Raw genomic sequence first — 21597 nt, 5'->3', positions numbered from 1 at the left:
CGCAGTACCTACGCCTTTTGCACCAACTAGCTAATTCAGAAAGCTTCTATTATTTCCTTCGCCAGCCATGCCTCACTTTTATCTATAGATATGAAGCACCCTTCGAATGAACCACTTGTCAAAACAAGTCTATGCCCTGCATATTCAGCAGTAACCAGAATTGAGTAAGGACCTTGCTCACGCTTTATCTCTTCTGCATTTAGAGTTTTTAAAACAACACCAACAAACTCCTCAAAGCTTTCCTCTTCATATTCATGAAAAAAAACAAAATAACTAAAATCTGAACTAGACTCAGAAAAACGATTCATATTCACATCCCCAACCCATCATTAACACTTGTTCTAGACGACTGAGATTTTTCGATAATCTTGCGCCACAAACCATCCTCAGAAAGACCTTGTGACGAGTATTTATTAACAATCTCCGACCATGTCCTATTTGGATCGCTCTTATTCAAAGAATCGGCCAAATTTCTGTTAGACATTAATTCTCTAGCTGTAGACCTTAAATCATTTCTCATGGCAAATGCCTGTTTAGCCTGATCTTCCAGAGGTAATCCGGTATCAATTCGACGTGGGATTTCTGCCTCTTTAGATAAATACCAAGCCCTGGCCTCTCTATCAGTTAGAGTCTTAGGTTGAGCAACATTGTCCCACCACTTTGTATAGGCAGCAGAATCATCGATTGCTTTTGCACCATCAAATTTTAGGCACTATCGCAAAAAGCCCCTCCGGCATTAAGTAGCTAAAAATATAACTCTTTGCCTTATCTGAACTGCGCTTAGAAAAAACAGAATCAGACTCATCGGGGCCTTGGTCGCAGTACCAACTGTCGTACGTCTGCTCAGCTTTCTCGCCAACCAATTGATATACATCCCCTCCAAGAATCGCAATTCCGAAAGCCTCGAGTTCATAAATAGCATGTAAAGCGTCATCACGACCTAGGGCCCAGTTCCGCACCCCCAAATGGTCTAGAGATATACCTCTACTTAGAATAGGATCAATTTGCTCCGACCATATAATACTCATAGATCACTCCGCCGAGGTCGGTTTGAATAGACGATGATTGATTGACCCGTCCGACTCCTTTATGAACTCGAAAACGCCTTGTTTCCCACGATACTCACCTGGAATTTTCAGCATGTCTCTTACCACACCATCTCCCCCTGTGATCTTCGTCACCTGTCCGGCCCCTTGGAAAGTTGTGACACTTTCCGGGAATCCATGAAGATCGCCAGTCTTGATCTGACCTAACACTTTATCTGTGTATTTCGTACCTGCAAAGAAATCATCCGCTACCGCGCTTCCGCCTTTTGCACCAACTCAATAACCGGTTTTTTTCTACACTGGCCCCCAATAACCGTGAAATGGATCTTGGGGAGAAACCAATCTCCACGTTTCATTTGACACTATGCATTTGAACCACTTTTCTTCAAATCCTGGCCCCGCATAGCTTTCCTGAACAGGAGCCGGTTCTACCATTCCAGCTTTAACCTGCTCAGAGATCCAGGCAATAAATCGTTCATACTGATTCGGAGATGAAAACCCCTCTATTACGTCCCAATTACACTCATTCATTATTTTATCCAAGAAGTATCAACTTTGAAATCTTTAGGAAATAGCACCTGGTTGCCACCGCCAACCAGCCCACCTTGAGGAGCAGCTACGCCTTCAAAATACTTAGTTACTATAGGAACTTCAATTTTTACCACATTTGTAGCAGTGTTCCCCCATTGGGGATTCAAAGCGCTGTCAATAATCGACTGAACTGGGCCTGCTGGCTTTGTCGTGGTCCAATAGCCACCTAGCTCCTGCGCAGTTCCACCATAAACACGATACAACGTGGTCGGCTGTTGAGTAACAACCTCTGAATACGTACCACTACGGAATGTATCCGCGATTCCTTTAGGTAATGGGCCTTGATTCATAGGCCCATACTCAGCAATTACCTTACTTGTTGCTTTTGCACCAACTAGCCAGGGTCAATTTTTTGCCAAATCACTTATCATTTTCATCCAATAATCATAAGTTTCTCGGAGTCGGCTACCGGTTCTTGAGCCGTCAGCAATACCACATGCAAACGCATTGGCGACTCTCACAGGATTTGTTGGAATACTACTTAGACCGGCTATTACAGGCTGGCCGTAATCGGCAAGCTTCTTACTACCCTTTAATTGCATCCAGCTTAATGACGGATGGCTTCTAATTGCTACCTCTCCGTAGTACATACCAACCTGCACAGCCAAAGATTTTTCCTCATCGGTCAAGTCCCAAGCGACAGGACTTACTTGACCGGCTGTCGAACATCTTACCTTCTCTGAATTCAAGTCTCTTTTTTGAATTTTCGTTGCAAGCCACTCACCCAGTGTATCCAACGATTCCGGAGAGAAGTCTGCGCTCCAACTATCAAATCCGGGGGTCTGCCAAACAGCTTGAATCAGCTCATCCAAACAGTAAGGCACGTTTAGTATGAACTCATCATAAAAATCGCTCAGTTCTTTTTTGGTCATCGATGCAAAAGCTGTCGTGACCGGGGTATAAACTGTTGTGAACTTCATAATCAATGTACCACTACTTTAATGCCTGCGTCAGAAAGTGCCTTTAGCAACGCGGGCGCCGGGCCAACACGACCTGTAACAGGACTCGTGAAAAAGTTCCATGTTACCCCATTGACCATCCCTCGACTCAGCAACTCGGCGTCTTTAGCCACTTGAAGCGCTGTGCTTGCGTCAAGTGAGGTGTAACCAACCTTTGATTCATGGGCAATATTGCCGGGAGCCAATTGATCGACAAAACGTGCTCCTTGGCTTGTTTGGAATGACACTTGAGACTGACCACCCAGCGACTTTAGCGCATTCTCTCCAATCTGCCCTGTCGCTCCAATATCTGTCGACGGATTAGGTGAAACAATTCTGGTTGAGCCCTCCCCAGTCAGGGTGTAGTAGTTACCATTACCCCCCAGATATATCTGATTTCCACTGGTATCCAGTGCCCCAGTAGCCTTGTAGACCCCGCCCCCAGGTCCAGTCACAGAGCCATCAAGTTCTTGCGTGTAACCTTTGGGAACTGCAAAGCTGGCATCGTTAGCCGCAGGTTTACCAGTACCTATGACTTTCGTTTCCCCAGATACCAAACCGGATGCAGTGTCTTTTGCACCATCAAACCTTTAAATCAGTTTGATACGTGCTCTAGTTCCTCCTCCATAAATCGTAGAACTTCTACAGGGTCTCGTTCAACAATCCCGACATAATGTTCGTACTCATTCACTAACAGCGGGTAGCCCATCACATAGCTAATTTTAAACGCGTCAAAAAGAGACTTATAGCCAGGGCGCAACTGAGTAATACAAAGCTCCCAGCCTGCTGGAATCCGAGCGTCAACCAGCCGAAATAGACTGCTCGGAGCCCAAAAAGGAGGTTGTCCAGGAGCCCGTACTAAAAAATCTACCCGATTAAAAATAAACAACAGCGCATACACCACGTAACTTTCTCCAATGTTCAAAGGAGAGTAATCAGTTTGATCTACTTCACCTAAATAGCGCTCCTTTGTTGGAATAGCGCTACCGAGATTAGCCTGGCAAAAGGCAAGCATATGTTTACTCACTTAAATTTGAAGTCGTCAATTGCTCCAGTAATGGAGTTTCTAACGTAGTGAATTTCTATTCCATTGATATTTTGCGCCGATTTCACCCAACCATCAGTTGCCGGCCATCGGGAATCAGTCATCGGAACCGACAGTGGGCGACCAGCAGCAGGATTTGAAATAGCCTGCTCCATTGCAAGCTGTTCACTCAAGTTAGCAGGCGTAGTTCTACCCGTCGAGCCCAAGCCTAATGGTTTGTTCACTATAGGAGGTATATCAACGCCTTTTGCACCCTCGCTTCCCGACTTCGCAGCCTCAACACCAGCTACAGCACCAGTTTCAAAACCTTGGACCGCGTTGCCAACGTTTCGAACCCCTTGTCCCAGCGATAATACTGTCAACAAGAGCGTTGCTTTGTGCTCAACGTCCAGTCGCTCGGCTTCTGAAGCCGTTGGACTGTACAACTGCTCGCGCAGCGCCGGTAAAAGGGAGAACATGAAGTCGTCGATGAAGGCTATCGCCTCCGGTTTAACACCAGCGATTCCTTCGCCATGGGCCCCTTCAACCCGCATAGCCGCAAGAATGTCGTCGGCGGTCAGTTTGCTGAAATCCACCCCAGTATTGCAAATCCCTGGATTGCTCCGACAGGCCTCCATAGCTCCTTTGATGAAATGCTCAGCGTCTTTCTCATGTAAGTCGTGGTTATAGGCACGTCCATTCTTGGCAATGTCTGCGCCCATCTGCACGTCGCCATTGACGCTGGCAGCGGCAAGAACGCCCACGATCTGCGCCGCCGCCTGTTGCAAGCGTTTGGCTTGTTCGTCGTTGCCCGAGAGCATGCCGTTTGTCAGCACATTGGCCATGGCCTCGCTGGCCCCAGCGGCCATAGCGCCGGTCTTGAAGTCGCCACCCATCGCTTCAGCTAGCAAGCCACCGGTTAAAGCGTGGGCGGCTATATTCGCTACGCTGCCACTGCCAAATCCCATATCGCCGACGGTGTTGAACGCGCTGGCTTGCAGGATGTTGTACAACGCACTCTGCATAGCATCGCCGAACTTGCCTTGACCCAGGGCTTCGTTGGCCACTCCGGTCAAGGCACTCTGGGTCAGTTGCATGCCAGCGAAGTTGGCCCAGGCACTTGGGTTGGTTATGTCCGGAATGGCTCCAACGGCCGAGCCAGCCGCCGTGGTAGTGTTTGTCGTAGGGTCGGTTTTACCGCCAAACCATTCGGGGCCGTAGGCTGCCATAAAGCCCGCTACGCCTGCCGAGATCATCGCTTGCTTAAGGCTGTCACTGCTGAAGGTGTCCTTCAGCGCAATACCCAGGTTGCCCTTGTTATTGATGGTGCTGATGGCGCCAGTGGAGGCTAGCGAAGCAGCGCCCATGGATAGGGCGATGTTGGCCCAACCCGCAGCGGTAGCCGCGGTGCCGGCAACGCCACCTACAGCAGCTGTTCCAGCGGTGGCCGCCGCTAATGCTCCAGTTCCGGCAGTACCGGCACTCGTACCGACCGCTGCCGCGCCAATAGCCCCACTAGCAGCACCGTATGTAAGCACAGTGACGATAATGGCCACGATGAGCATCGCACCCTGGCCCATACCCGACTGGCTGTACTTAAAGGAGTCATGAACCTCCTTCACCTGCCGCCAATCCACATCCCCCCGTTGCTCAGCCTCTTTGATCCAAGCCAAAGCCGGATCAGACTTGACCATCGCATCAATCGTCTGGCTCACCGACTTCTGGTTGATGTTTTTAAGGTCAATGGTCAAGCCATTAACCGCGTTGATTGTCATCTGGCCTTGAGCAATCAACTCACTCTGGCGCAACGTCTCATCGGTGTTGCCTTTGCCTGACGACGAGGTCCACGCCAGATCGCCTTTGCTCTTGATATGGCTTTCGTCATGCAGGTCCTTCACGGCTTCGAAGGTAATGCTGCCGCCGCTATCGAGGGTCAAATCACCGCCGCTGTTGAGCTTGGCGCCCTGGTAGCGTTGATCACCGCCGCTGACCAGGGTCAGGTTGCCGCCAGTGGTGATTTCGCTGCCGATGTTTTTCACATCGGTCACTTCGTCCCTTTGGGTCTTGCTGCTGCCGAAGCTGCCCTTTTTCGACAAGGGAATCGCCCGAGGCGAATTTCGTTGTAGAGGCGCGCAACGCCATATGGCGCGCGGCCTGCACGCCGGAGGCGTCGAGATAATCCGCGGTCGGAGCAAAAAACACCCCGACACGGGTTTTCAGCTCGTTGTCCCAAAAATCGTAGAGGTTTATTTTTAAAGATCTATCGGCGACTCTGCCGATTTTTAAAAACAAGTAAGCGGGCACCTTAAGTTTAGCCTGTATTAAATTCCAAAAAAACTAAGCCAACTCCACCTTTTTTTTTCTAATTGAACCGCATGAGTGCTCGGACCGTTTGGGCGCAGTAAATCGCCTGGGTAGTATGGGTGGCCCAAACATAGGCTGTCGTCTAATTTAAAAGCTTCGACTGCTGCGACAGCCTCAATACACCAGCGCCCGAAGTAACTTCCTTTTTCCAGTGGGTGTATTGCAGGGTCACCATAGTGGTACCACCATGGTTGCTGTTTACCACGTCGATTTAGCTCCAGGTACCAACCGCTAACAAATTCTTGCAACAGTACGGCCTGCTGCTCTTTTTTTTCATCAATAGCCTTAAGTAATCGGGCATACGGTTTTTCATGCAAGAGTGACTTACCAATATCACGTGTAGGCTGTCGACTTGCGATAATTCGGTCCAACAATATATCTTTTCCTTCTTCGCCAATGAGTGCCACAAGTCGGCCCCATTGGTCGTCGGGAATTTTCAATGACAGCGACAAGCCGATCAACCAAAAGCACCAGATATAGTGATCGAGATTAGACAATTCGAATAACCAGTCACGGCAAGTTTTTAGATCATGATCTGCGCAGACTTCGTCGGCCAAAGCATTCGACAACTCCCAGGCATCAAGTAACTTTGGGAATAACGGCTCCAGTTCAGATATAGCATCACCTCGCGAATAGCGCCGAAACATGAGACGCAGAATTTCTCTGCACGTATCCCAAACAAATTGAGGCCTATAAATCGGGTTACTCGGAGGAGATTTAATTTGCGTGAGATTTTTAGCAATATTCCCCTCAGTAAATAGGGTCCATTTTTCCCAATATTCTGCTGGTGCCATGGAATCTCGAATCATGGCTTTGCTCCTGAAAGATTTGTTTTGGACGCTAGTATTTTGGAAGTGTCAACTGGTTTTGGCTTACCAAAAGAATCGAGAACCTGGATTTCGGTCGTTCCATCTGCTCCTGTTCTTACAACCCATGTCTCAGTGCGGCCTGCGTCAATAGCCCGAGAGACATCAGAAGCATGTTGTTCGCCGACTGCCTTTTCCAACCGCCCCGAACCCAGCGTCCAGCTTTCACTGCCCTGTTTACCGTCATTAGTGTTTATCAGGCTAGAGTTTCCGCCTTTTTTGGCGTCACCTACAAATTTATACTCGATAACCACGTAATCTACATCCGGACGATTGACCCGATACAAATCGTCAATTCCCGTATCCCCGGCCCCTTGCATTCTCGCCAGTTTTTCGCCTTCAGGCACTATTTTCCGCACCGTCGTCTCACCAAATACCTCACCAATGACTCGTTTCTGATCATTGCTAAGGGATTTCAAATCGATCAATGCGTTACCGGCGTTATCAACGATGCCCCCGCTTTTGATGAACGCTTGCTCCGCCAAATGGTCTATGACCTCATCCAGCTTTTTGCCAATTGCCTCAGCGGCCTTTTCAGATAACTTGCCACCAACTTTCGCTGCGCTTCCAGCTCCAGACACAGCGACAAAAGTACGAATCGCCAACAATGTGGTTTGTGCTGTCTGTACATCTTGTCCATAGATGGTGTTCAGCTTTTGGGCAAGGTCATCATTGAAGCTAACGGCAGCGCCTTCTCCGATGGCATGACCACTTTCCACAAACCCATCTTTCACACTTTGTGGGAGACCCGTCACGCCTTGCCACAAGCCCTCCAGCACGACGCTAGGGTGTTCTGTGGCTAGCTTTGCTAGATCTACGGCATCATTTTTTATCTCAATGCCTGAATCCTTCATTTCTTTGAGCAAACCGGCACTCAGCTCACGACTGACACCGCTTTGAACAAACTGCTGATAAAACTTGGGATCAGCCGTGTCCGCAAACATTTCCGGTCGAAAAAGCTGCTGACCTTTGGCTGTGAATAACGCTTGTTGACCATACGGCCGTGCTGGTCGCCGTTGTAGCGATCGCCACGGATCACGCCCTGGTCGTAACCGAGACTGGTGCCATACTCGGCGAACACCGGGCGCAGCCATTCCAGCGTTACCGGACGGCTCCAGCGCAGGTCGTTGCGCCAGTAACCACCGCTGTCACCGGACAAGGATTGATCCTTGTAACCGCGAATCGACGACTGCCCGCCGAGGCTGGTGCGCTGCGGGCTGAACAGCACGTCTTCACTGCGCTGGCCGGTCATCAGGCTGCTGAAACTGAACGACTCGCCCCACACCTTGAACGGTTGCAGATAGCTCGCGGTGGCGGTGTATTTGCGGTAGCGCGCATCCGGTTCACCGGGACCCGGGTGACCGTTGCCCTGGGCATCGAACGCGCCGATCCCTTGCTGCATGCCGAGGTCAAGGTTGACGAAAGCACTGCCGACGCGCCGACCGTGGTTGATGCCGAACTGCGCTTCGCTGATGCGGTTGCTGCTCAGCTTGAGCTTGCTGTCTTCGATGAAGTTGTTAGTGCGCAGGTACGACAGGCCGGTGCTGAGGGAAGTCTTGCTCACGGCGTCGCGATGGATCACCCGCTCGGCACGCAGTTGATGATTTTCGCTGTCACCGGTCTGCTTGAAGTTGAAGCCGTTGGCTTGCGCCTGCGAGCGGTACTCACTCTGGCTGTAGGTGTAATTGAAGTTCCACCAGCCCCACGGCAGGTTGTAATTGAGCAGCGCATTGTTGGAGGTGTGCTGGTGATCGGTCATCGCATCGTGGCCGCCGCGTAGATTCAACTGATCCGCCAGGCCCAGCGGGCTGTCCCAATCAAACGTCGTGCCCCACTGCTGCTCGCCGGTGCTGCGCTGGCCGTCATTGCTACGGGACAACCCGGCACGCCAGGGCTTTTGCGGCGTGTTCTTGACCAGCACTTCGCTGCCGCCGACGTTCTTGCCCGGTGCCAATTCCATCTGTGCCTGATTCGATGGCAAACGGTTGAGCTGATCGACCAGTTGCTCGATTTCCCGCAAGTTGACCAGCTCACCGGTCTTGCCGGGAAAAGCCATGCCCAACTCGCGGTCCGACAGCTTGCTGCCCTCCGCGCCCTTCAACCCTTCGAGCTTGCCCTCGACCACCAGCACCTTCAAATGCCCGCCGGACAAATCCTGCTGCGGCAAGTAGGCACGGCTGGTGACCAGGCCTTTTTCGATGTAGTGGTCGGTGATGACTTTCAACAGTTCATTGAGCTGGGTTACGCCCAGGCACTGGCCGATGTAAGGCTTGAGCAGGCGATTTTTCTCGCGCTCGGAAAGACTGTCGGCGCCTTTGAGCTCGATGTCCTTGATCGGGAAGCAACGGGTATCAGCGGGCGCTGTCGGTGCGGCGGGTTTGACTGCCTTGCCGGGTAACTCCTTGAGCTCTTCGAGACGCCGACGTTGCTCTTCGAGCAGGCGATCCTGGCGTTCACGGATGAGGTCGGTTTCCCCTGGAGTCGGGGCGGCATGAGCAAGATTCAGCGGAGAAAGGCACAGCAAAGCCAGGCACAACCTCGCCGCGAGGGCGGCTGGGTACGTGTTCGATCCCTCGAAATGGAGACTGATAGCACAATAGTGTGCGCGATGTTAGAGAGCCATCATTCTGGCGTCAAATAATGGATCCATTCGAGCAGGTTAGGCGACGAACGGTCATGGCTAAATCAGCCGCTTCCGACAGGGATGCAGGACGCGTCCTCATAAGACCAAGAAAAACATCCACAGCTGACGGGTTATTTCCGAAGAACGATGCGCCCTACAGACAGGTGAACTTTCAGCAGCCCGCAGCCTCAACCGTTTAACCGCCCAACACGGAACTCGAGGCCTGATATGAAAACCCTGCTGAAACTCACCCTCGCCACCACCCTCGCCTGTGCACTCCCCGCCTGGGCCTGCACCCCCGAAGAAGCCACCGCCAAGCGCGAACAACTGGCCAAGGAAGTGACCAGGCTCACGGAACAGAATCCGAAGAAGGCCAAAGAGATTAACGATGAGTTGCAGAAGATGGATCTGGGTACCGCCAGCGCGGATTTGCCCGACAAGTGCCAGCTGATTGATCAGCGGTTGAAAGAGCTGCAGACGGCGGATAAAAAGGCTGAGAGCTGAAACCAAGGCCTTCGGATCGCTCCTACGCAAACAACGACGGTTCCTCCGGCGCTGTCACAGGCGCCATTCTTTCGTTCTGGAATTTGCACTAGCGCATTTAATTATTTGCACAAACGCATATCCATGCCTAAGGTTACTTCGAGCCCGAATCGGAGCCGGCCATCCAACATGGCAAACCGCACACGCCGATCGCTCAGCCACACCGCTACAGACCCACTAGCTGGACGCTAGTTTTCACTCATGGAGGATTGAAAATGTTAACCACTGAAGCAACTTCATTCACCGGCGAAACCCTGCCAAGGTGCCTGACCGGTCATCTGCTCAACCCGCAACTGTCCGATGTCGAATCGGCTGCCCCCCTAAATGCACTGGCCGCTGCCAGCCTCAACTTCACGATGCAGAAGCAAACCCAGACCAACTGGTGTTGGGCAGCCGTTTCCGCCTCGGTCGGCAACTATTACGGCACCGGGTCCTGGACTCAATGCGGCGTGGCCACCACCGCGCTGGACCGCAACTGCTGTAATCAACCGGGGCCATGCAACGTGTACGGTTATCTGGATACAGCCCTGAGGATCACCCGCAGTTTCAATGGGATGAACCAGGGCTCGCTGCAGATGTCGGCCATCCAGAACCAGATCAACATGGGCCGACCGATCGGTTTGCGCTGTGCCTGGTACGGTGGCGGTGCGCACTTCCTGACGATCTATGGCACCAACGGCAACTACGTGCTGGTCGCAGATTCGATCTACGGCTACTCGACCCGAGCGTTGAACTCGTTCCCCGGCTCTTACAACGGCGGCGGCAACTGGACCAACACTTACTTCACCGTAAAAAACTAGGAGGGCGACATCATGCAACTGACTTATCCAAAGGCGCCTTCCAACGGCGTACAGACCTTGCGTCCGGCGCTGCAAGCCGCCCTGCAATCCCAAGGCTTCGGCATCAATCGCCAATTTGCCAACGCCACGGCCAGCAAGATCAGCCTCAGTGAGGCCTACCGTGGTTACTCGCTCAGCCTGGAGGACGTGAGCCAGGGTAAAGGCCTGAAAGACGCCAAGGTTGGCGATTGGCATTACCTGGTGTTTTCTGACGGCGTGACGATTGCTGATGCGCAATTGGCCGACGTCCGCGGCCATGTCGAGTTCGCCTCGCTGAACCACGGGGCCATGGCGGCCGCGACCGTCGGTGCGTTGAAACTGGCGGAACAGTCGCCGCAACTGCAGGGCAAAACCGTTGAGCTGCGGGTGCTGTTTGTTTCGGCGCTGCACTTGGTGGCGATCTGGCTGCATGCCGGCGATAGCGATGTGCTGATCCCGATTGAGCCGACGCCCAGGGAATTGGCGGTCACTCGGCTGTACAGCGAGGCTGCGCTGCTTGCTTTGCTCAAACCGGTGGCGGATCAGGCCAAGCAACGCTTTGATGCGGATGCCAGTGGGCTGTTGGGGAGCTGACAAACGCTGGACGTAAAAAAACCCGGACACTTGTCCGGGTTTTTTATTGGATCGCTACGGCTAATACCAGTCAGTGAGGAGCAACACGGATCCTGTGGCGAGGGAGCTTGCTCCCGCTGGACTGCGCAGCAGTCCCTTCTTTCAGGGCCGCTTCGCGCCCCAGCGGGAGCAAGCTCCCTCGCCACAAGGTGTTGTGTTCGACGTACCTAACCTAACTGACCTGACAGCGCTTTATTCAGCCGCCGGCGCTTCCGGCTTGCGGCGCTTGAGCGGTGCCATGCCGTCCTTGCTGACCAGCGACAAAGCGTCGGTCTTCGGGCGGTTGGCGATTTTGCGTTTGGTCGGTGCCTTGGCGCCGGTTTTCTTCTTGTCGCCCTTGGCGTCGACCTTTTTCTTCTTCACGCCAACGGCTTTGCCCGAGGCCTTGACCTTTTTCGGTCCGCCGTAGGTGCCTTTGACTTCCTTGATGGTGCGGCGCTCGAAGCTCTGCTTGAGGTAGCGCTCGACGCTCGACATCAGGTTCCAGTCGCCGTGGCAGATCAGCGAGATGGCCAGGCCATCGTTGCCGGCGCGGCCGGTGCGACCGATGCGGTGAACGTATTCGTCGCCGCTGCGCGGCATGTCGAAGTTGATCACCAGGTCCAGGCCTTCCACGTCGAGGCCGCGAGCGGCGACGTCGGTGGCTACCAGGATCTTAACGCCGCCCTGCTTCAGGCGGTCGATGGCCAGCTTGCGGTCTTTCTGGTCTTTGTCACCGTGCAGGACGAACGCTTTGTATTCCTGCGCCACCAGACGGCCGTAGATACGGTCAGCCATGGCCCGGGTGTTTGTGAACACGATGGCCTTCTGATAGGTCTCGTTGGCCAGCAGCCAGTTCACGATCTGTTCTTTGTGCTGGTTGTGGTCAGCGGTGATGATCTGCTGACGGGTGGTCGCGTTCAGATCGCTGACGTTGTTCAGCTGCAAGTGTTCCGGGTTGTTCAGGACCTTGGCGACCATCTCGCGCAAGCCCGAACCACCGGTGGTGGCCGAGAACAGCATGGTCTGCTGACGGTTGGTGCATTCTTCCACCAGACGCTGGACGTCTTCGGCAAAGCCCATGTCGAGCATGCGGTCGGCTTCGTCGAGGACCAGCACTTCAACTTCTTTCAGGTCGAGGTTGCCGGCGTTCAGCTGCTCGATCATCCGGCCCGGCGTACCGATCAGGATGTCCGGCACCTTGCGCAGCATGGCGGCCTGGACCTTGAAGTCTTCACCGCCAGTGATCAAACCGGACTTGATGAACGTGAACTGAGCGAAACGCTCGACTTCCTTGATGGTCTGCTGGGCCAGCTCGCGGGTCGGCAGCAGGATCAGGGTCTTGATGCTGACGCGGACTTTCGCCGGGCCGATCAGACGGTTGAGGATTGGCAAAACGAATGCAGCGGTCTTGCCGCTACCGGTTTGCGCTGTCACCCGCAGGTCACGCCCTTGGAGCGCCAGCGGAATAGCCGCTGCTTGCACAGGCGTTGGCTCGACAAATTTAAGCTCGGCCACGGCTTTGAGCAGGCGTTCGTGCAGGGCGAATTGGGAAAACACGGGTGCTACCTCGAAGAAATACAAAAAAACAGCTGCATAGGGTAACGGTTTCGAGCGCCGAGGCCGAGTTTCTTTATGCAAACGGCGGTAAACAGTGGCATTTTTGTTGCCTGATTTGTCTCCAAACGTCATGCAAAGCGTCTTAAATGCTCTAATCGCCCCGTCGCGTCCTACAGAAGAACCGTTTTCGCCCATGGATATCAAACAGCTCTGGCTTAACGTCCAAGACCTCTGGGGTGCCCTCGATCAGCACCCGCTCCTGCATTCCAGCCTGGCGCTGATCCTGCTGCTGGTGGTGGCACTGGTCCTCGGACGAGTGGCGCGCTACCTCATTATTCACGCGACCAAAATGCTTGGCCGCCAACCGGCCCTGCACTGGGTCAACGACTTTCGGCATAACAAGGTCTTTCATCGCCTGGCGCAAATGACGCCGTCGCTGGTGATCCAGTTCGGCCTGTACCTGGTGCCGGAGCTGAGCAAAACCAGCCGGATTTTCCTCGGCAACGTCGCACTGGCGTTCACCATTCTATTTCTGGTGCTGTCGGTCAGCGCCCTGCTCAGTGCCCTGCTGGACATCTACGCCCGCACCGAACATGCCCGCACCCGCTCGATCAAAGGCTACGTGCAACTGACGAAAATGGTCCTGTACGTGTTTGGCGCGATCATCATCGTCGCCACGCTGATCGACCGTTCGCCGCTGTTGCTGCTGTCGGGCCTGGGCGCCATGTCGGCGGTGATTCTGTTGGTCTACAAGGACACGCTGCTGTCGTTCGTCGCCAGCGTGCAACTGACCAGCAACGACATGCTGCGGGTCGGCGACTGGATCGAGATGCCACAAGTCGGTGCCGACGGTGACGTGGTGGATATCACCCTGCATACGGTGAAGGTGCAGAACTTCGACAAGACCATCGTTTCGATCCCGACCTGGCGCCTGATGTCCGAGTCGTTCAAGAACTGGCGCGGCATGCAGCAGTCCGGCGGACGACGGATCAAGCGCAGCCTGTTCATCGATGCCAGCGGCGTGAGATTCATCCGTGATGACGAAGAGCTGAAGCTGAGCCAGGTGCATCTGCTGACCGACTACATCAGCCGCAAACAGGCCGAACTCAAAGCCTGGAACGAAGCTCAGGGCAACGTCGCGGCGATGTCGGCCAACCGGCGGCGGATGACCAACATCGGGACGTTCCGCGCCTATGCGCTGGCGTATCTGAAGAGTCACCCGGAGGTCCAGCCGAACATGACCTGCATGGTCCGCCAGATGCAAACCACCGCACAGGGCATTCCGCTGGAAATCTACTGCTTCACCCGCACCACGGCGTGGGCGGATTACGAGCGGATTCAGGGGGATATTTTCGATTACCTGCTGGCGGTGCTGCCAGAGTTCGGGTTGAGTCTGTATCAGCAGCCGAGTGGCGGGGATTTAAGGGCCGGGTTGCTCCCGGCCATGTTAGGCGCGAGCCACATTCCCGAGCCCGAAAAACACATCATGTAGCACCACAAATCAAATGTGGGAGCGAGCCTGCTCGCGATGGCGGCGTGTCAGTCAACAATGATTTGTCTGAACCACCGCCATCGCGAGCAAGCCCGCTCCCACAGGGTTCAGTGTGCGATTGCCGGTTTACGTATACCCAACCGACTGATCCACACCGCCATCAAAATCACCGACCCGCCAAAGAACAAGCGCCCCAGCTCTTCATGCTGATTCCAGATCAGCAGATTGATCAGCAACCCCACCGGCACATGCAGGTTGTTCATCACCGCGAGCGTCCCGCCATTCACCAGGCAGGCGCCCTTGTTCCACCAGTACAAACCCAACGCGGTCGAGACCAGGCCGAGGAATATCAGCACGCCCCATTGCAGCGGCGCCTCAGGCAGGAAATTCTGTTTGCCGAACATCAGGAATGCCGGTAACGCCACCGCCAGCGCGCCCAGGTAGAAGTAGCCAAAGCGCCGGTAATGCGGCAAATCGCTCGGATGACGCGCCACCAGGTGCTTATAAAGCACCTGCCCGGCGGCGTAGGTGAAGTTGGCCAGCTGTAGCAGCAGGAAGCCCATGAAGAAATCCGGGTTGATCCGGTCGTAACGAATCACCGCCGCGCCGAGCACCGCCACCAGTGCCGCCACCAGCGCCCACGGATTGAAGCGCCGGTTCAGGGCATCTTCGATCAGGGTCACGTGCAGCGGTGTGAGGATGGTGAACAGCAGCACTTCCGGCACCGTCAGCACCCGGAAGCTCAGGTACAGGCAGACGTAGGTCACGCCGAACTGCAACGCGCCGATCAACAGCATGCCGCGCATGAACGCCGGCTCGACTGAACGCCAGCGCGTCAACGGGATAAACACCAGCCCGGCCAACAAAACCCGCACCAGCACCGCAAAGTAACTGTCGACATGACCGGCCAGGTACTCGCCGATCAGACTGAAGGAAAACGCCTGGATCAGCGTGACAAAAAGTAGATAGCCCATGCTCGCCTCGATTCGAATGGCGGCGACGATAGCGGGTTTTTCCCTTCACCGCGACAGCCGGCCACACACAAATCCCCTGCGGAGAGATCCATTGTGGCGAGGGGATTTATCCCCGCTGGGCTGCGAAGCGGCCCCAAAATCGGAATCCGCGGTGTGTCAGGTACACCACAAACGATGGTTTACGACTGCTTCGCAGCCGAACGGGGATAAATCCCCTCGCCACAAAGGCTCGCTCCCACAGGGAGCTGTGTGCGATCCATCAAATCCCAGGCAAAAAAAAGCCCGATCTCGCTAAAGCGTTCAATCGGGCAACAGCACTCAGGAGCAACAAGTGCAAAGGGAGGTTCGATGCGCGTAAAGCCTTGAAGGGGTTGCGCCAGGCCACTAGAACATCAAGGGATTATCTGGCGATTAAAGCCTCAAGCCACCTGGGAAAGCTTGGCGTTGGCCTGGTTCAGGCCTTTCTCCTGGAAGTCACCGCCCAGGTTCATGCCTTCGGCGTGAATGAAGGTCACGTCGTGAATCCCGATGAAACCCATCACCTGACGCAGGTACGGTTCCTGGTGATCGGCGGTGCTACCGGCGTAGATCCCGCCGCGAGCGGTCAGCACATAGGCACGCTTGCCGCTGAGCAAACCTTGCGGGCCGGTCTCGGTGTACTTGAAGGTCACGCCGGCACGCAGCACATGGTCGAGCCAGGCTTTGAGGGTGCTGGGGATGGCAAAGTTGTACATCGGCGCGGCCATGACCAGCACGTCAGCGGCCAGTAATTCGTCGGTCAACTGGTTGGAGCGTTCCAGGGAGACCTGTTCGATGTCGCTGCGCTGTTCGGCGGGTTTCATCCAGCCGCCCAGCAGATTGATGTCCAGGTGCGGCACCGGGTTGACGGCGAGGTCACGCACGGTGATCTGGTCGTTCGGGTGAGCGGCTTTCCATTGGCTGATGAACGTCTGGGTCAACTGGCGGGAAACCGAGTCTTGCTGACGGGCGCTGCTTTCGATGATCAGAACGCGTGACATGGGATGTAGGCTCCATCTGAGAATGCTGTAAGGCGATGGAGTGAAGGTTAAACAGAGTCATATCGATGAAAAAGCGCAAATAACTGCTATAACCCATCAATAAATTCGTTTATAAGCTGAGCATGCCCTGCACCTGTAGGAGCGAGGGTTGCCCGGGAAGGGGCCGTGTCATTCAACATCTATGTCGACTGGCACACCGCCTTCGCGGGCAAGCCTCGCTCCTACAGGGTGTTATGTCATTTGGGGGTGCAGGTCAGGTTGATTCGCATCTTGATAATGGAGCGGGTGAACTTGGCGGTGGCATTTTTGTGTTTGCCGGCGGCCACTTCGATAGAGCGGGTGCGCGGCGCTTCCGGACCATTGTTGAAAACCACCTTGCAGATCGCATCGGTGTCGCCGTAGTTGTTGACTTGAATGGACGCGATGTCGTTATCCGTGTCGTAGGCGTTGTAGTCGATCTTCATGCCGTTGAGGTTTTTCTCCACGTCAATCGGATAAGCAAACGCAGTCAGCGGCAGCAGCGCCAGCACCAAACAACAGAATTTTTTCATTCAGCAGTCTCCAATAAGGACTGCCAGCTTAGGACAAGAGGAGCTATTCATGAAAGCGCCCCGCGTGACCCTTGATCAATGGCGAACCTTGCAAGCCGTGGTCGACCACGGCGGTTTCGCCCAGGCCGCCGAAGCGCTGCACCGCTCGCAATCGTCCGTGAGCTACACCGTGGCGCGTATGCAGGACCAACTCGGCGTGCCGCTGTTGCGCATCGACGGCCGCAAAGCGGTGCTGACCGAAGCCGGCGGCGTGTTGTTGCGTCGCTCGCGGCAACTGGTGAAACAGGCCAGCCAGCTGGAAGACCTGGCCCATCACATGGAGCAAGGCTGGGAAGCGGAAGTGCGGCTGGTGGTCGATGCGGCTTACCCGAGCGCCCGCCTCGTCCGCGCGTTGACCGCGTTCATGCCGCAGAGCCGTGGTTGCAGGGTGCGCCTGCGCGAAGAAGTGTTGTCGGGCGTCGAGGAGGTGTTACTCGAAGGCGTGGCCGACCTGGCCATCAGTGGTTTCAGCATTCCGGGCTACCTGGGTGCGGAATTGAGCGACGTCGAGTTTGTCGCGGTCGCCCACCCCGAACATGCCTTGCATCGCCTCAACCGCGAACTGAATTTCCAGGACCTTGAAAGCCAGCTGCAAGTGGTCATCCGCGACTCCGGTCGCCAGCAACCACGAGACGTCGGCTGGCTCGGTGCCGAACAGCGCTGGACCGTCGGCAGCCTGGCCACCGCGGCGACGTTTGTCAGCAGTGGCCTGGGTTTCGCCTGGCTGCCCCGGCACATGATCGAACGCGAACTCAAGGAAGGCACGCTCAAGCTGCTACCGTTGGACCAGGGCGGCAGCCGCAACCCGAGCTTTTATCTGTATTCGAACAAGGACAAACCCTTGGGCCCGGCGACGCAAATCCTGATCGAACTGCTGCGTACCTTCGACACCGCGCCGCTGGATGCGCCGTTCGCCGCCCCTGAACAAGCCTGACAAGGAGTATCTACATGGCCTATTTCGAACATGAAGGTTGCAACCTGCACTATGAGGAATATGGCCACGGCACGCCGTTGCTGCTGGTCCACGGGCTGGGTTCCAGCACCCTGGACTGGGAAAAGCAGATCCCGGCGCTGTCGACCCGATACCGGGTAATCGTGCCGGATGTGCGCGGTCACGGTCGCTCCGATAAACCCCGCGAGCGGTACAGCATTGCCGGGTTCAGCGCCGACCTGGTCGCCCTGATGGAACACCTGAACCTCGGCCCCACCCATTACGTGGGCTTGTCCATGGGCGGCATGATCGGTTTTCAACTGGCCGTGGATCAGCCGCACATGCTCAAAAGCCTGTGCATCGTCAACAGCGCGCCTGAGGTCAAACTGCGCAGCCGCGACGATTACTGGCAGTGGTTCAAGCGTTGGAGCCTGATGCGTGTCCTCAGTCTGGGCACCATCGGCAAGGCCTTGGGCGCCAAGCTGTTCCCCAAACCCGAACAAGCTGATTTGCGCCAGAAAATGGCTGAGCGCTGGGCAAAAAACGACAAACATGCTTATCTCGCCAGCTTCGATGCCATTGTTGGCTGGGGTGTTCAGGAACGACTTTCCAAAGTCGCCTGTCCAACCCTGATCGTCAGCGCCGACCGCGATTACACGCCGGTCTCGCTGAAGGAAACCTACGTAAAACTGCTGCCCGATGCGCGGCTGGTGGTGATCGCCGATTCGCGCCACGCCACCCCGCTGGATCAACCCGAACGCTTCAACCAAACCCTGCTCGAGTTTCTCACCGCAGTCGACACCCCCTCACTCAGGATCACTGACCCATGCTGAAAAAAATCGCCCTCGTCGCCGGCTCCGTTCTGTTTGCCGCCAACCTGATGGCCGCAACGCCCGCCGCCAAGGCGCCGCACGTATTGCTGGAAACCACCAACGGCCAGATCGAAATCGAACTGGACCCGGTCAAGGCACCGATCAGTACCAAGAACTTCCTTGAGTACGTCAACAGCGGCTTCTACAACAACACGATTTTCCACCGTGTGATTCCTGGCTTCATGGTCCAGGGCGGTGGCTTCACGCAACAGATGCAGCAAAAAGAAACCAAGGCACCGATCAAGAACGAGTCCAAAAACGGTCTGCATAACGTGCGTGGCACGCTGTCCATGGCCCGCACCTCGAACCCGGATTCGGCCACCAGCCAGTTCTTCATCAACGTCAAGGACAACGATTTCCTCGACAGCGGTGATGGTTATGCCGTGTTCGGTAAAGTCGTCAAAGGCATGGATGTGGTCGATGTCATCGTCAACTCCCAGACCACCACCAAAAGCGGCATGAAAGACGTGCCGGCCGACCCTGTGTTCATCAAGTCAGCCAAAGTCATCGACTAATCTGCACAGGAGTGCTTGAGCGGCGGCCGCTATCCGGCGCCGCTCATAGCGTTTAAAGGAGAGCCCGTGCGCGGGCGGAGAACTGATGCTTTATCGCCGTTTTGAGAAACTGATCGACATATTCCGCGACGCTCCGACGGCGGCTCCGCCAGATCGGGTTCTCCCCTTCTATACCTATTATTTGAAGCAGGTCTGGCCGAGTTTCGCCGCCCTGCTGATTGTCGGCCTGTTCGCCTCCTTGATCGAAGTCGCGCTGTTCAACTACCTGAGCCGCATCATCGACCTGGCCCAAGGCACGCCGAACCCGGATTTCTTCCAGGAGCACGCACTTGAGCTGACCTGGATGGTGGTGGTGACCCTGGTTCTGCGACCCATTTTCTTCGGTCTGCACGACCTGTTGGTGCATCAGACGCTGAACCCCGGCATGACCAGCCTGATTCTCTGGCAGAACCACCGCTACGTGCTCAAACAGAGCCTGAATTTCTTCCAGAACGACTTCGCCGGGCGCATCGCCCAGCGCATCATGCAGACCGGCAACGCCCTGCGCGATTCCGCCGTGCAAGCGGTGGATGCCCTGTGGCATGTGCTGATCTACGCCATCAGCGCGCTGGTGCTGTTTGCCGAAGCCGACTGGCGCCTGATGATCCCGCTGACGACCTGGATCGCCGGGTTCATCGGCGCACTTTATTACTTCGTGCCTCGGGTCAAGGACCGCTCGGTGCAATCCTCCGATGCGCGCTCCAAACTCATGGGACGGATCGTCGACGGCTACACCAACATCACCACCTTGAAGCTGTTCGCCCACACCAACCATGAACAGCAATACGCCAAGGAAGCCATCAAGGAGCAAACCGAAAAAGCGCAACTGGCCGGGCGCGTGGTCACCAGCATGGACGTGGCCATCACCAGCATGAACGGCCTGCTGATCGTCACCACCACCGGCCTGGCCCTGTGGCTGTGGACGCAGTCGCTGATCTCGGTGGGCGCGATTGCCCTGGCGACAGGCCTGGTGATCCGCATCGTCAACATGTCCGGCTGGATCATGTGGGTGGTCACTGGCATCTTCGAAAACATCGGCATGGTCCAGGACGGTTTGCGGACCATCGCCCAACCGGTCAGCATCACCGACCGCGATCAGGCCAAACCGCTGACCGTGCCCCGTGGCGAAGTGCGCTTCGAACACGTGGATTTCCACTACGGCAAGAAGAGCGGGATCATTGGCGACCTCAACCTGACGATCAAGCCCGGTGAGAAAATCGGCTTGATCGGACCGTCCGGCGCCGGCAAATCGACCCTGGTCAACCTGCTGCTGCGCCTCTATGACGTGCAGGGCGGGCGAATCCTCATCGACGGCCAGAACATCGCCGAAGTCGGTCAGGAAAGCCTGCGCGAGCGCATCGGCATGATCACTCAGGACACCTCGTTGCTGCACCGTTCGATTCGCGACAACCTGCTTTACGGCAGACCCGATGCCACCGACGCCGAGCTGTGGGAAGCGGTGCACAAGGCGCGCGCCGATGAATTCATTCCTTTGCTGTCGGACGCCGAAGGCCGTACCGGTTTCGATGCGCATGTGGGGGAACGCGGGGTGAAACTTTCCGGCGGGCAGCGTCAGCGGATTGCGATTGCTCGTGTGCTGCTCAAGGACGCACCGATCCTGATCATGGACGAGGCGACCTCGGCACTGGATTCGGAAGTCGAAGCGGCGATCCAGGAAAGTCTGGAAACCCTGATGCAGGGCAAAACCGTAATCGCCATCGCCCACCGGCTATCGACCATCGCCAGGATGGACCGGTTGGTGGTGCTGGAAAAAGGCAAGATCGCCGAAACCGGCACCCACGCCGAGCTGCTGGCGCATGGTGGATTGTATGCGCGGCTGTGGCAGCACCAGACGGGCGGGTTTGTCGGTATCGATTGATATCGTGAGATCGCCACTGAACCTGTGGGAGTGAGCTTTTGTGGCGAGGGAGCTTGCTCCCGCTCGGCTGCGCAGCAGTCGTAATTTCAAGCAGCCTGGTTTTTCTGACACAACGGAGTTTTTGCCATGGGGACAGCTTCGCTGTCCAGCGGGAGCAAGCTCCCTCGCCACAAGAGCCCTCTAATTCCACCAAAAAAACCGCCACAGCCTGCTAACCACAGGCCCTGGCGGTTTTTTCATGGCCGCTGGAAATCCGCAGAAACCCTGCTGTACTCAGCCAAGGTTCTGGAAATGAGCCTGT

Annotated in this window: 19 protein-coding genes and 2 pseudogenes; 8 read left to right on the top strand and 13 right to left on the bottom strand. The window is 55.6% G+C overall.

Going from position 1 to position 21597, the window contains the following annotated elements; all coding sequences use genetic code 11:
• Nucleotides 1–35: 35 nt before the first annotated feature.
• From ACA075_RS07420 to ACA075_RS07380, 9 genes and pseudogenes are all read right to left on the bottom strand, one after another.
• Entirely contained in the window at nt 36–308 is a 273-nt protein-coding gene (locus ACA075_RS07420) for a hypothetical protein (RefSeq protein ID WP_415765244.1), read from the bottom strand.
• A gap of 390 nt (nt 309–698) precedes the next feature.
• On the bottom strand, nt 699–1028 hold the full coding sequence (imm40, locus tag ACA075_RS07415) for an Imm40 family immunity protein (RefSeq protein ID WP_497297935.1): 330 nt from the start codon (nt 1026–1028) through the stop codon (nt 699–701).
• A gap of 548 nt (nt 1029–1576) precedes the next feature.
• On the bottom strand, nt 1577–1927 hold the full coding sequence (locus tag ACA075_RS07410) for a hypothetical protein (RefSeq protein ID WP_497297934.1): 351 nt from the start codon (nt 1925–1927) through the stop codon (nt 1577–1579).
• Nucleotides 1928–1981: 54 nt separating this feature from the next.
• On the bottom strand, nt 1982–2557 hold the full coding sequence (locus ACA075_RS07405; RefSeq protein ID WP_497297933.1) for a hypothetical protein: 576 nt from the start codon (nt 2555–2557) through the stop codon (nt 1982–1984).
• 613 nt (nt 2558–3170) lie between these two features.
• Nucleotides 3171–3590, bottom strand: a complete 420-nt coding sequence (locus tag ACA075_RS07400) for a hypothetical protein (protein ID WP_497297932.1) — start codon at nt 3588–3590, stop codon at nt 3171–3173.
• An 8-nt stretch (nt 3591–3598) separates the two neighbouring features.
• Nucleotides 3599–5695 (bottom strand): annotated as a pseudogene (locus ACA075_RS07395) (DUF637 domain-containing protein); the annotation flags it as partial.
• Between the two features lie 225 nt (nt 5696–5920).
• Complete coding sequence (locus tag ACA075_RS07390; RefSeq protein WP_497297931.1) at nt 5921–6772, bottom strand: PoNe immunity protein domain-containing protein; 852 nt, start codon at nt 6770–6772, stop codon at nt 5921–5923.
• Nucleotides 6769–7773 (bottom strand): hypothetical protein, encoded by a 1005-nt coding sequence (locus ACA075_RS07385; RefSeq protein ID WP_497297930.1) that lies wholly within the window; start codon nt 7771–7773, stop codon nt 6769–6771. The genes ACA075_RS07390 and ACA075_RS07385 overlap by 4 nt, the downstream gene beginning before the upstream one ends.
• Nucleotides 7704–9419 (bottom strand): ShlB/FhaC/HecB family hemolysin secretion/activation protein, encoded by a 1716-nt coding sequence (locus ACA075_RS07380; protein WP_497299208.1) that lies wholly within the window; start codon nt 9417–9419, stop codon nt 7704–7706. Before ACA075_RS07380 ends, ACA075_RS07385 begins: the two co-directional genes overlap by 70 nt.
• Nucleotides 9420–9680: 261 nt before the next feature.
• Between ACA075_RS07380 and ACA075_RS07375 the strand changes: the two genes are divergently transcribed.
• The 3 genes from ACA075_RS07375 to ACA075_RS07365 all read left to right on the top strand — a co-directional run bounded on the left by ACA075_RS07375 (nt 9681) and on the right by ACA075_RS07365 (nt 11407).
• Nucleotides 9681–9956 (top strand): hypothetical protein, encoded by a 276-nt coding sequence (locus ACA075_RS07375; RefSeq protein ID WP_497297929.1) that lies wholly within the window; start codon nt 9681–9683, stop codon nt 9954–9956.
• Between the two features lie 254 nt (nt 9957–10210).
• A complete protein-coding gene (locus ACA075_RS07370) occupies nt 10211–10795 on the top strand; it encodes a papain-like cysteine protease family protein (RefSeq protein WP_497297928.1) in 585 nt (194 codons plus the stop codon).
• 12 nt (nt 10796–10807) lie between these two features.
• On the top strand, nt 10808–11407 hold the full coding sequence (locus tag ACA075_RS07365) for a hypothetical protein (RefSeq protein ID WP_497297927.1): 600 nt from the start codon (nt 10808–10810) through the stop codon (nt 11405–11407).
• Between the two features lie 231 nt (nt 11408–11638).
• Here ACA075_RS07365 and ACA075_RS07360 read toward each other — a convergent pair whose 3' ends face one another.
• Nucleotides 11639–12985, bottom strand: a complete 1347-nt coding sequence (locus ACA075_RS07360; RefSeq protein ID WP_008153197.1) for a DEAD/DEAH box helicase — start codon at nt 12983–12985, stop codon at nt 11639–11641.
• Between the two features lie 193 nt (nt 12986–13178).
• On the opposite strand from ACA075_RS07360, the gene ACA075_RS07355 reads away from it, so the two are divergent.
• On the top strand, nt 13179–14477 hold the full coding sequence (locus tag ACA075_RS07355) for a mechanosensitive ion channel family protein (protein WP_497297925.1): 1299 nt from the start codon (nt 13179–13181) through the stop codon (nt 14475–14477).
• Between the two features lie 107 nt (nt 14478–14584).
• Here the strand turns inward: ACA075_RS07355 and ACA075_RS07350 are convergent, their stop codons facing one another.
• From ACA075_RS07350 to ACA075_RS07340, 3 genes are all read right to left on the bottom strand, one after another.
• On the bottom strand, nt 14585–15451 hold the full coding sequence (locus ACA075_RS07350) for a carboxylate/amino acid/amine transporter (RefSeq protein WP_497297924.1): 867 nt from the start codon (nt 15449–15451) through the stop codon (nt 14585–14587).
• Nucleotides 15452–15870: 419 nt separating this feature from the next.
• Entirely contained in the window at nt 15871–16470 is a 600-nt protein-coding gene (locus ACA075_RS07345; RefSeq protein ID WP_102594234.1) for an FMN-dependent NADH-azoreductase, read from the bottom strand.
• A gap of 236 nt (nt 16471–16706) precedes the next feature.
• On the bottom strand, nt 16707–17021 hold the full coding sequence (locus ACA075_RS07340) for a 3-phosphoglycerate kinase (RefSeq protein ID WP_219095155.1): 315 nt from the start codon (nt 17019–17021) through the stop codon (nt 16707–16709).
• 49 nt (nt 17022–17070) lie between these two features.
• Here ACA075_RS07340 and ACA075_RS07335 point away from each other — a divergent pair, with 49 nt between their 5' ends.
• From ACA075_RS07335 to ACA075_RS07320, 4 genes and pseudogenes are all read left to right on the top strand, one after another.
• Nucleotides 17071–17994: a PA3225 family LysR-type transcriptional regulator gene (locus ACA075_RS07335; RefSeq protein WP_010462050.1), complete on the top strand. Its 924-nt coding sequence runs from the start codon at nt 17071–17073 to the stop codon at nt 17992–17994.
• Nucleotides 17995–18008: 14 nt separating this feature from the next.
• Nucleotides 18009–18814, top strand: a pseudogene (locus tag ACA075_RS07330) (alpha/beta fold hydrolase).
• 3 nt (nt 18815–18817) lie between these two features.
• Nucleotides 18818–19378, top strand: coding sequence for a peptidylprolyl isomerase (locus ACA075_RS07325; RefSeq protein ID WP_497297923.1), 561 nt, complete (start codon nt 18818–18820; stop codon nt 19376–19378).
• A gap of 85 nt (nt 19379–19463) precedes the next feature.
• Nucleotides 19464–21296, top strand: coding sequence for an ABC transporter ATP-binding protein (locus tag ACA075_RS07320; protein WP_497297922.1), 1833 nt, complete (start codon nt 19464–19466; stop codon nt 21294–21296).
• Nucleotides 21297–21597 lie beyond the last annotated feature (301 nt).

This window comes from Pseudomonas sp. LBUM1663 (assembly GCF_059695905.1).
Note: the sequence above shows the minus strand (reverse complement) of the source record. Positions and strands in the feature narration are given on the sequence as shown.

Excerpts from the sequence above, each read along its gene's own strand:
- ACA075_RS07320 (WP_497297922.1), top strand. The coding sequence starts at position 19,464 with ATGCTTTATCGCCGTTTTGAGAAACTGATCGACATATTCCGCGACGCT.
- ACA075_RS07410 (WP_497297934.1), bottom strand. The coding sequence starts at position 1,927 with ATGAATCAAGGCCCATTACCTAAAGGAATCGCGGATACATTCCGTAGT.
- ACA075_RS07335 (WP_010462050.1), top strand. The coding sequence starts at position 17,071 with ATGAAAGCGCCCCGCGTGACCCTTGATCAATGGCGAACCTTGCAAGCC.
- ACA075_RS07400 (WP_497297932.1), bottom strand. The coding sequence starts at position 3,590 with ATGCTTGCCTTTTGCCAGGCTAATCTCGGTAGCGCTATTCCAACAAAG.
- ACA075_RS07385 (WP_497297930.1), bottom strand. The coding sequence starts at position 7,773 with ATGTTTGCGGACACGGCTGATCCCAAGTTTTATCAGCAGTTTGTTCAA.
- ACA075_RS07405 (WP_497297933.1), bottom strand. The coding sequence starts at position 2,557 with ATGAAGTTCACAACAGTTTATACCCCGGTCACGACAGCTTTTGCATCG.
- ACA075_RS07345 (WP_102594234.1), bottom strand. The coding sequence starts at position 16,470 with ATGTCACGCGTTCTGATCATCGAAAGCAGCGCCCGTCAGCAAGACTCG.
- ACA075_RS07370 (WP_497297928.1), top strand. The coding sequence starts at position 10,211 with ATGTTAACCACTGAAGCAACTTCATTCACCGGCGAAACCCTGCCAAGG.
- ACA075_RS07375 (WP_497297929.1), top strand. The coding sequence starts at position 9,681 with ATGAAAACCCTGCTGAAACTCACCCTCGCCACCACCCTCGCCTGTGCA.
- ACA075_RS07390 (WP_497297931.1), bottom strand. The coding sequence starts at position 6,772 with ATGATTCGAGATTCCATGGCACCAGCAGAATATTGGGAAAAATGGACC.
- ACA075_RS07340 (WP_219095155.1), bottom strand. The coding sequence starts at position 17,021 with ATGAAAAAATTCTGTTGTTTGGTGCTGGCGCTGCTGCCGCTGACTGCG.
- ACA075_RS07325 (WP_497297923.1), top strand. The coding sequence starts at position 18,818 with ATGCTGAAAAAAATCGCCCTCGTCGCCGGCTCCGTTCTGTTTGCCGCC.
- ACA075_RS07365 (WP_497297927.1), top strand. The coding sequence starts at position 10,808 with ATGCAACTGACTTATCCAAAGGCGCCTTCCAACGGCGTACAGACCTTG.
- ACA075_RS07420 (WP_415765244.1), bottom strand. The coding sequence starts at position 308 with ATGAATCGTTTTTCTGAGTCTAGTTCAGATTTTAGTTATTTTGTTTTT.
- ACA075_RS07355 (WP_497297925.1), top strand. The coding sequence starts at position 13,179 with ATGGATATCAAACAGCTCTGGCTTAACGTCCAAGACCTCTGGGGTGCC.
- imm40 (WP_497297935.1), bottom strand. The coding sequence starts at position 1,028 with ATGAGTATTATATGGTCGGAGCAAATTGATCCTATTCTAAGTAGAGGT.
- ACA075_RS07350 (WP_497297924.1), bottom strand. The coding sequence starts at position 15,451 with ATGGGCTATCTACTTTTTGTCACGCTGATCCAGGCGTTTTCCTTCAGT.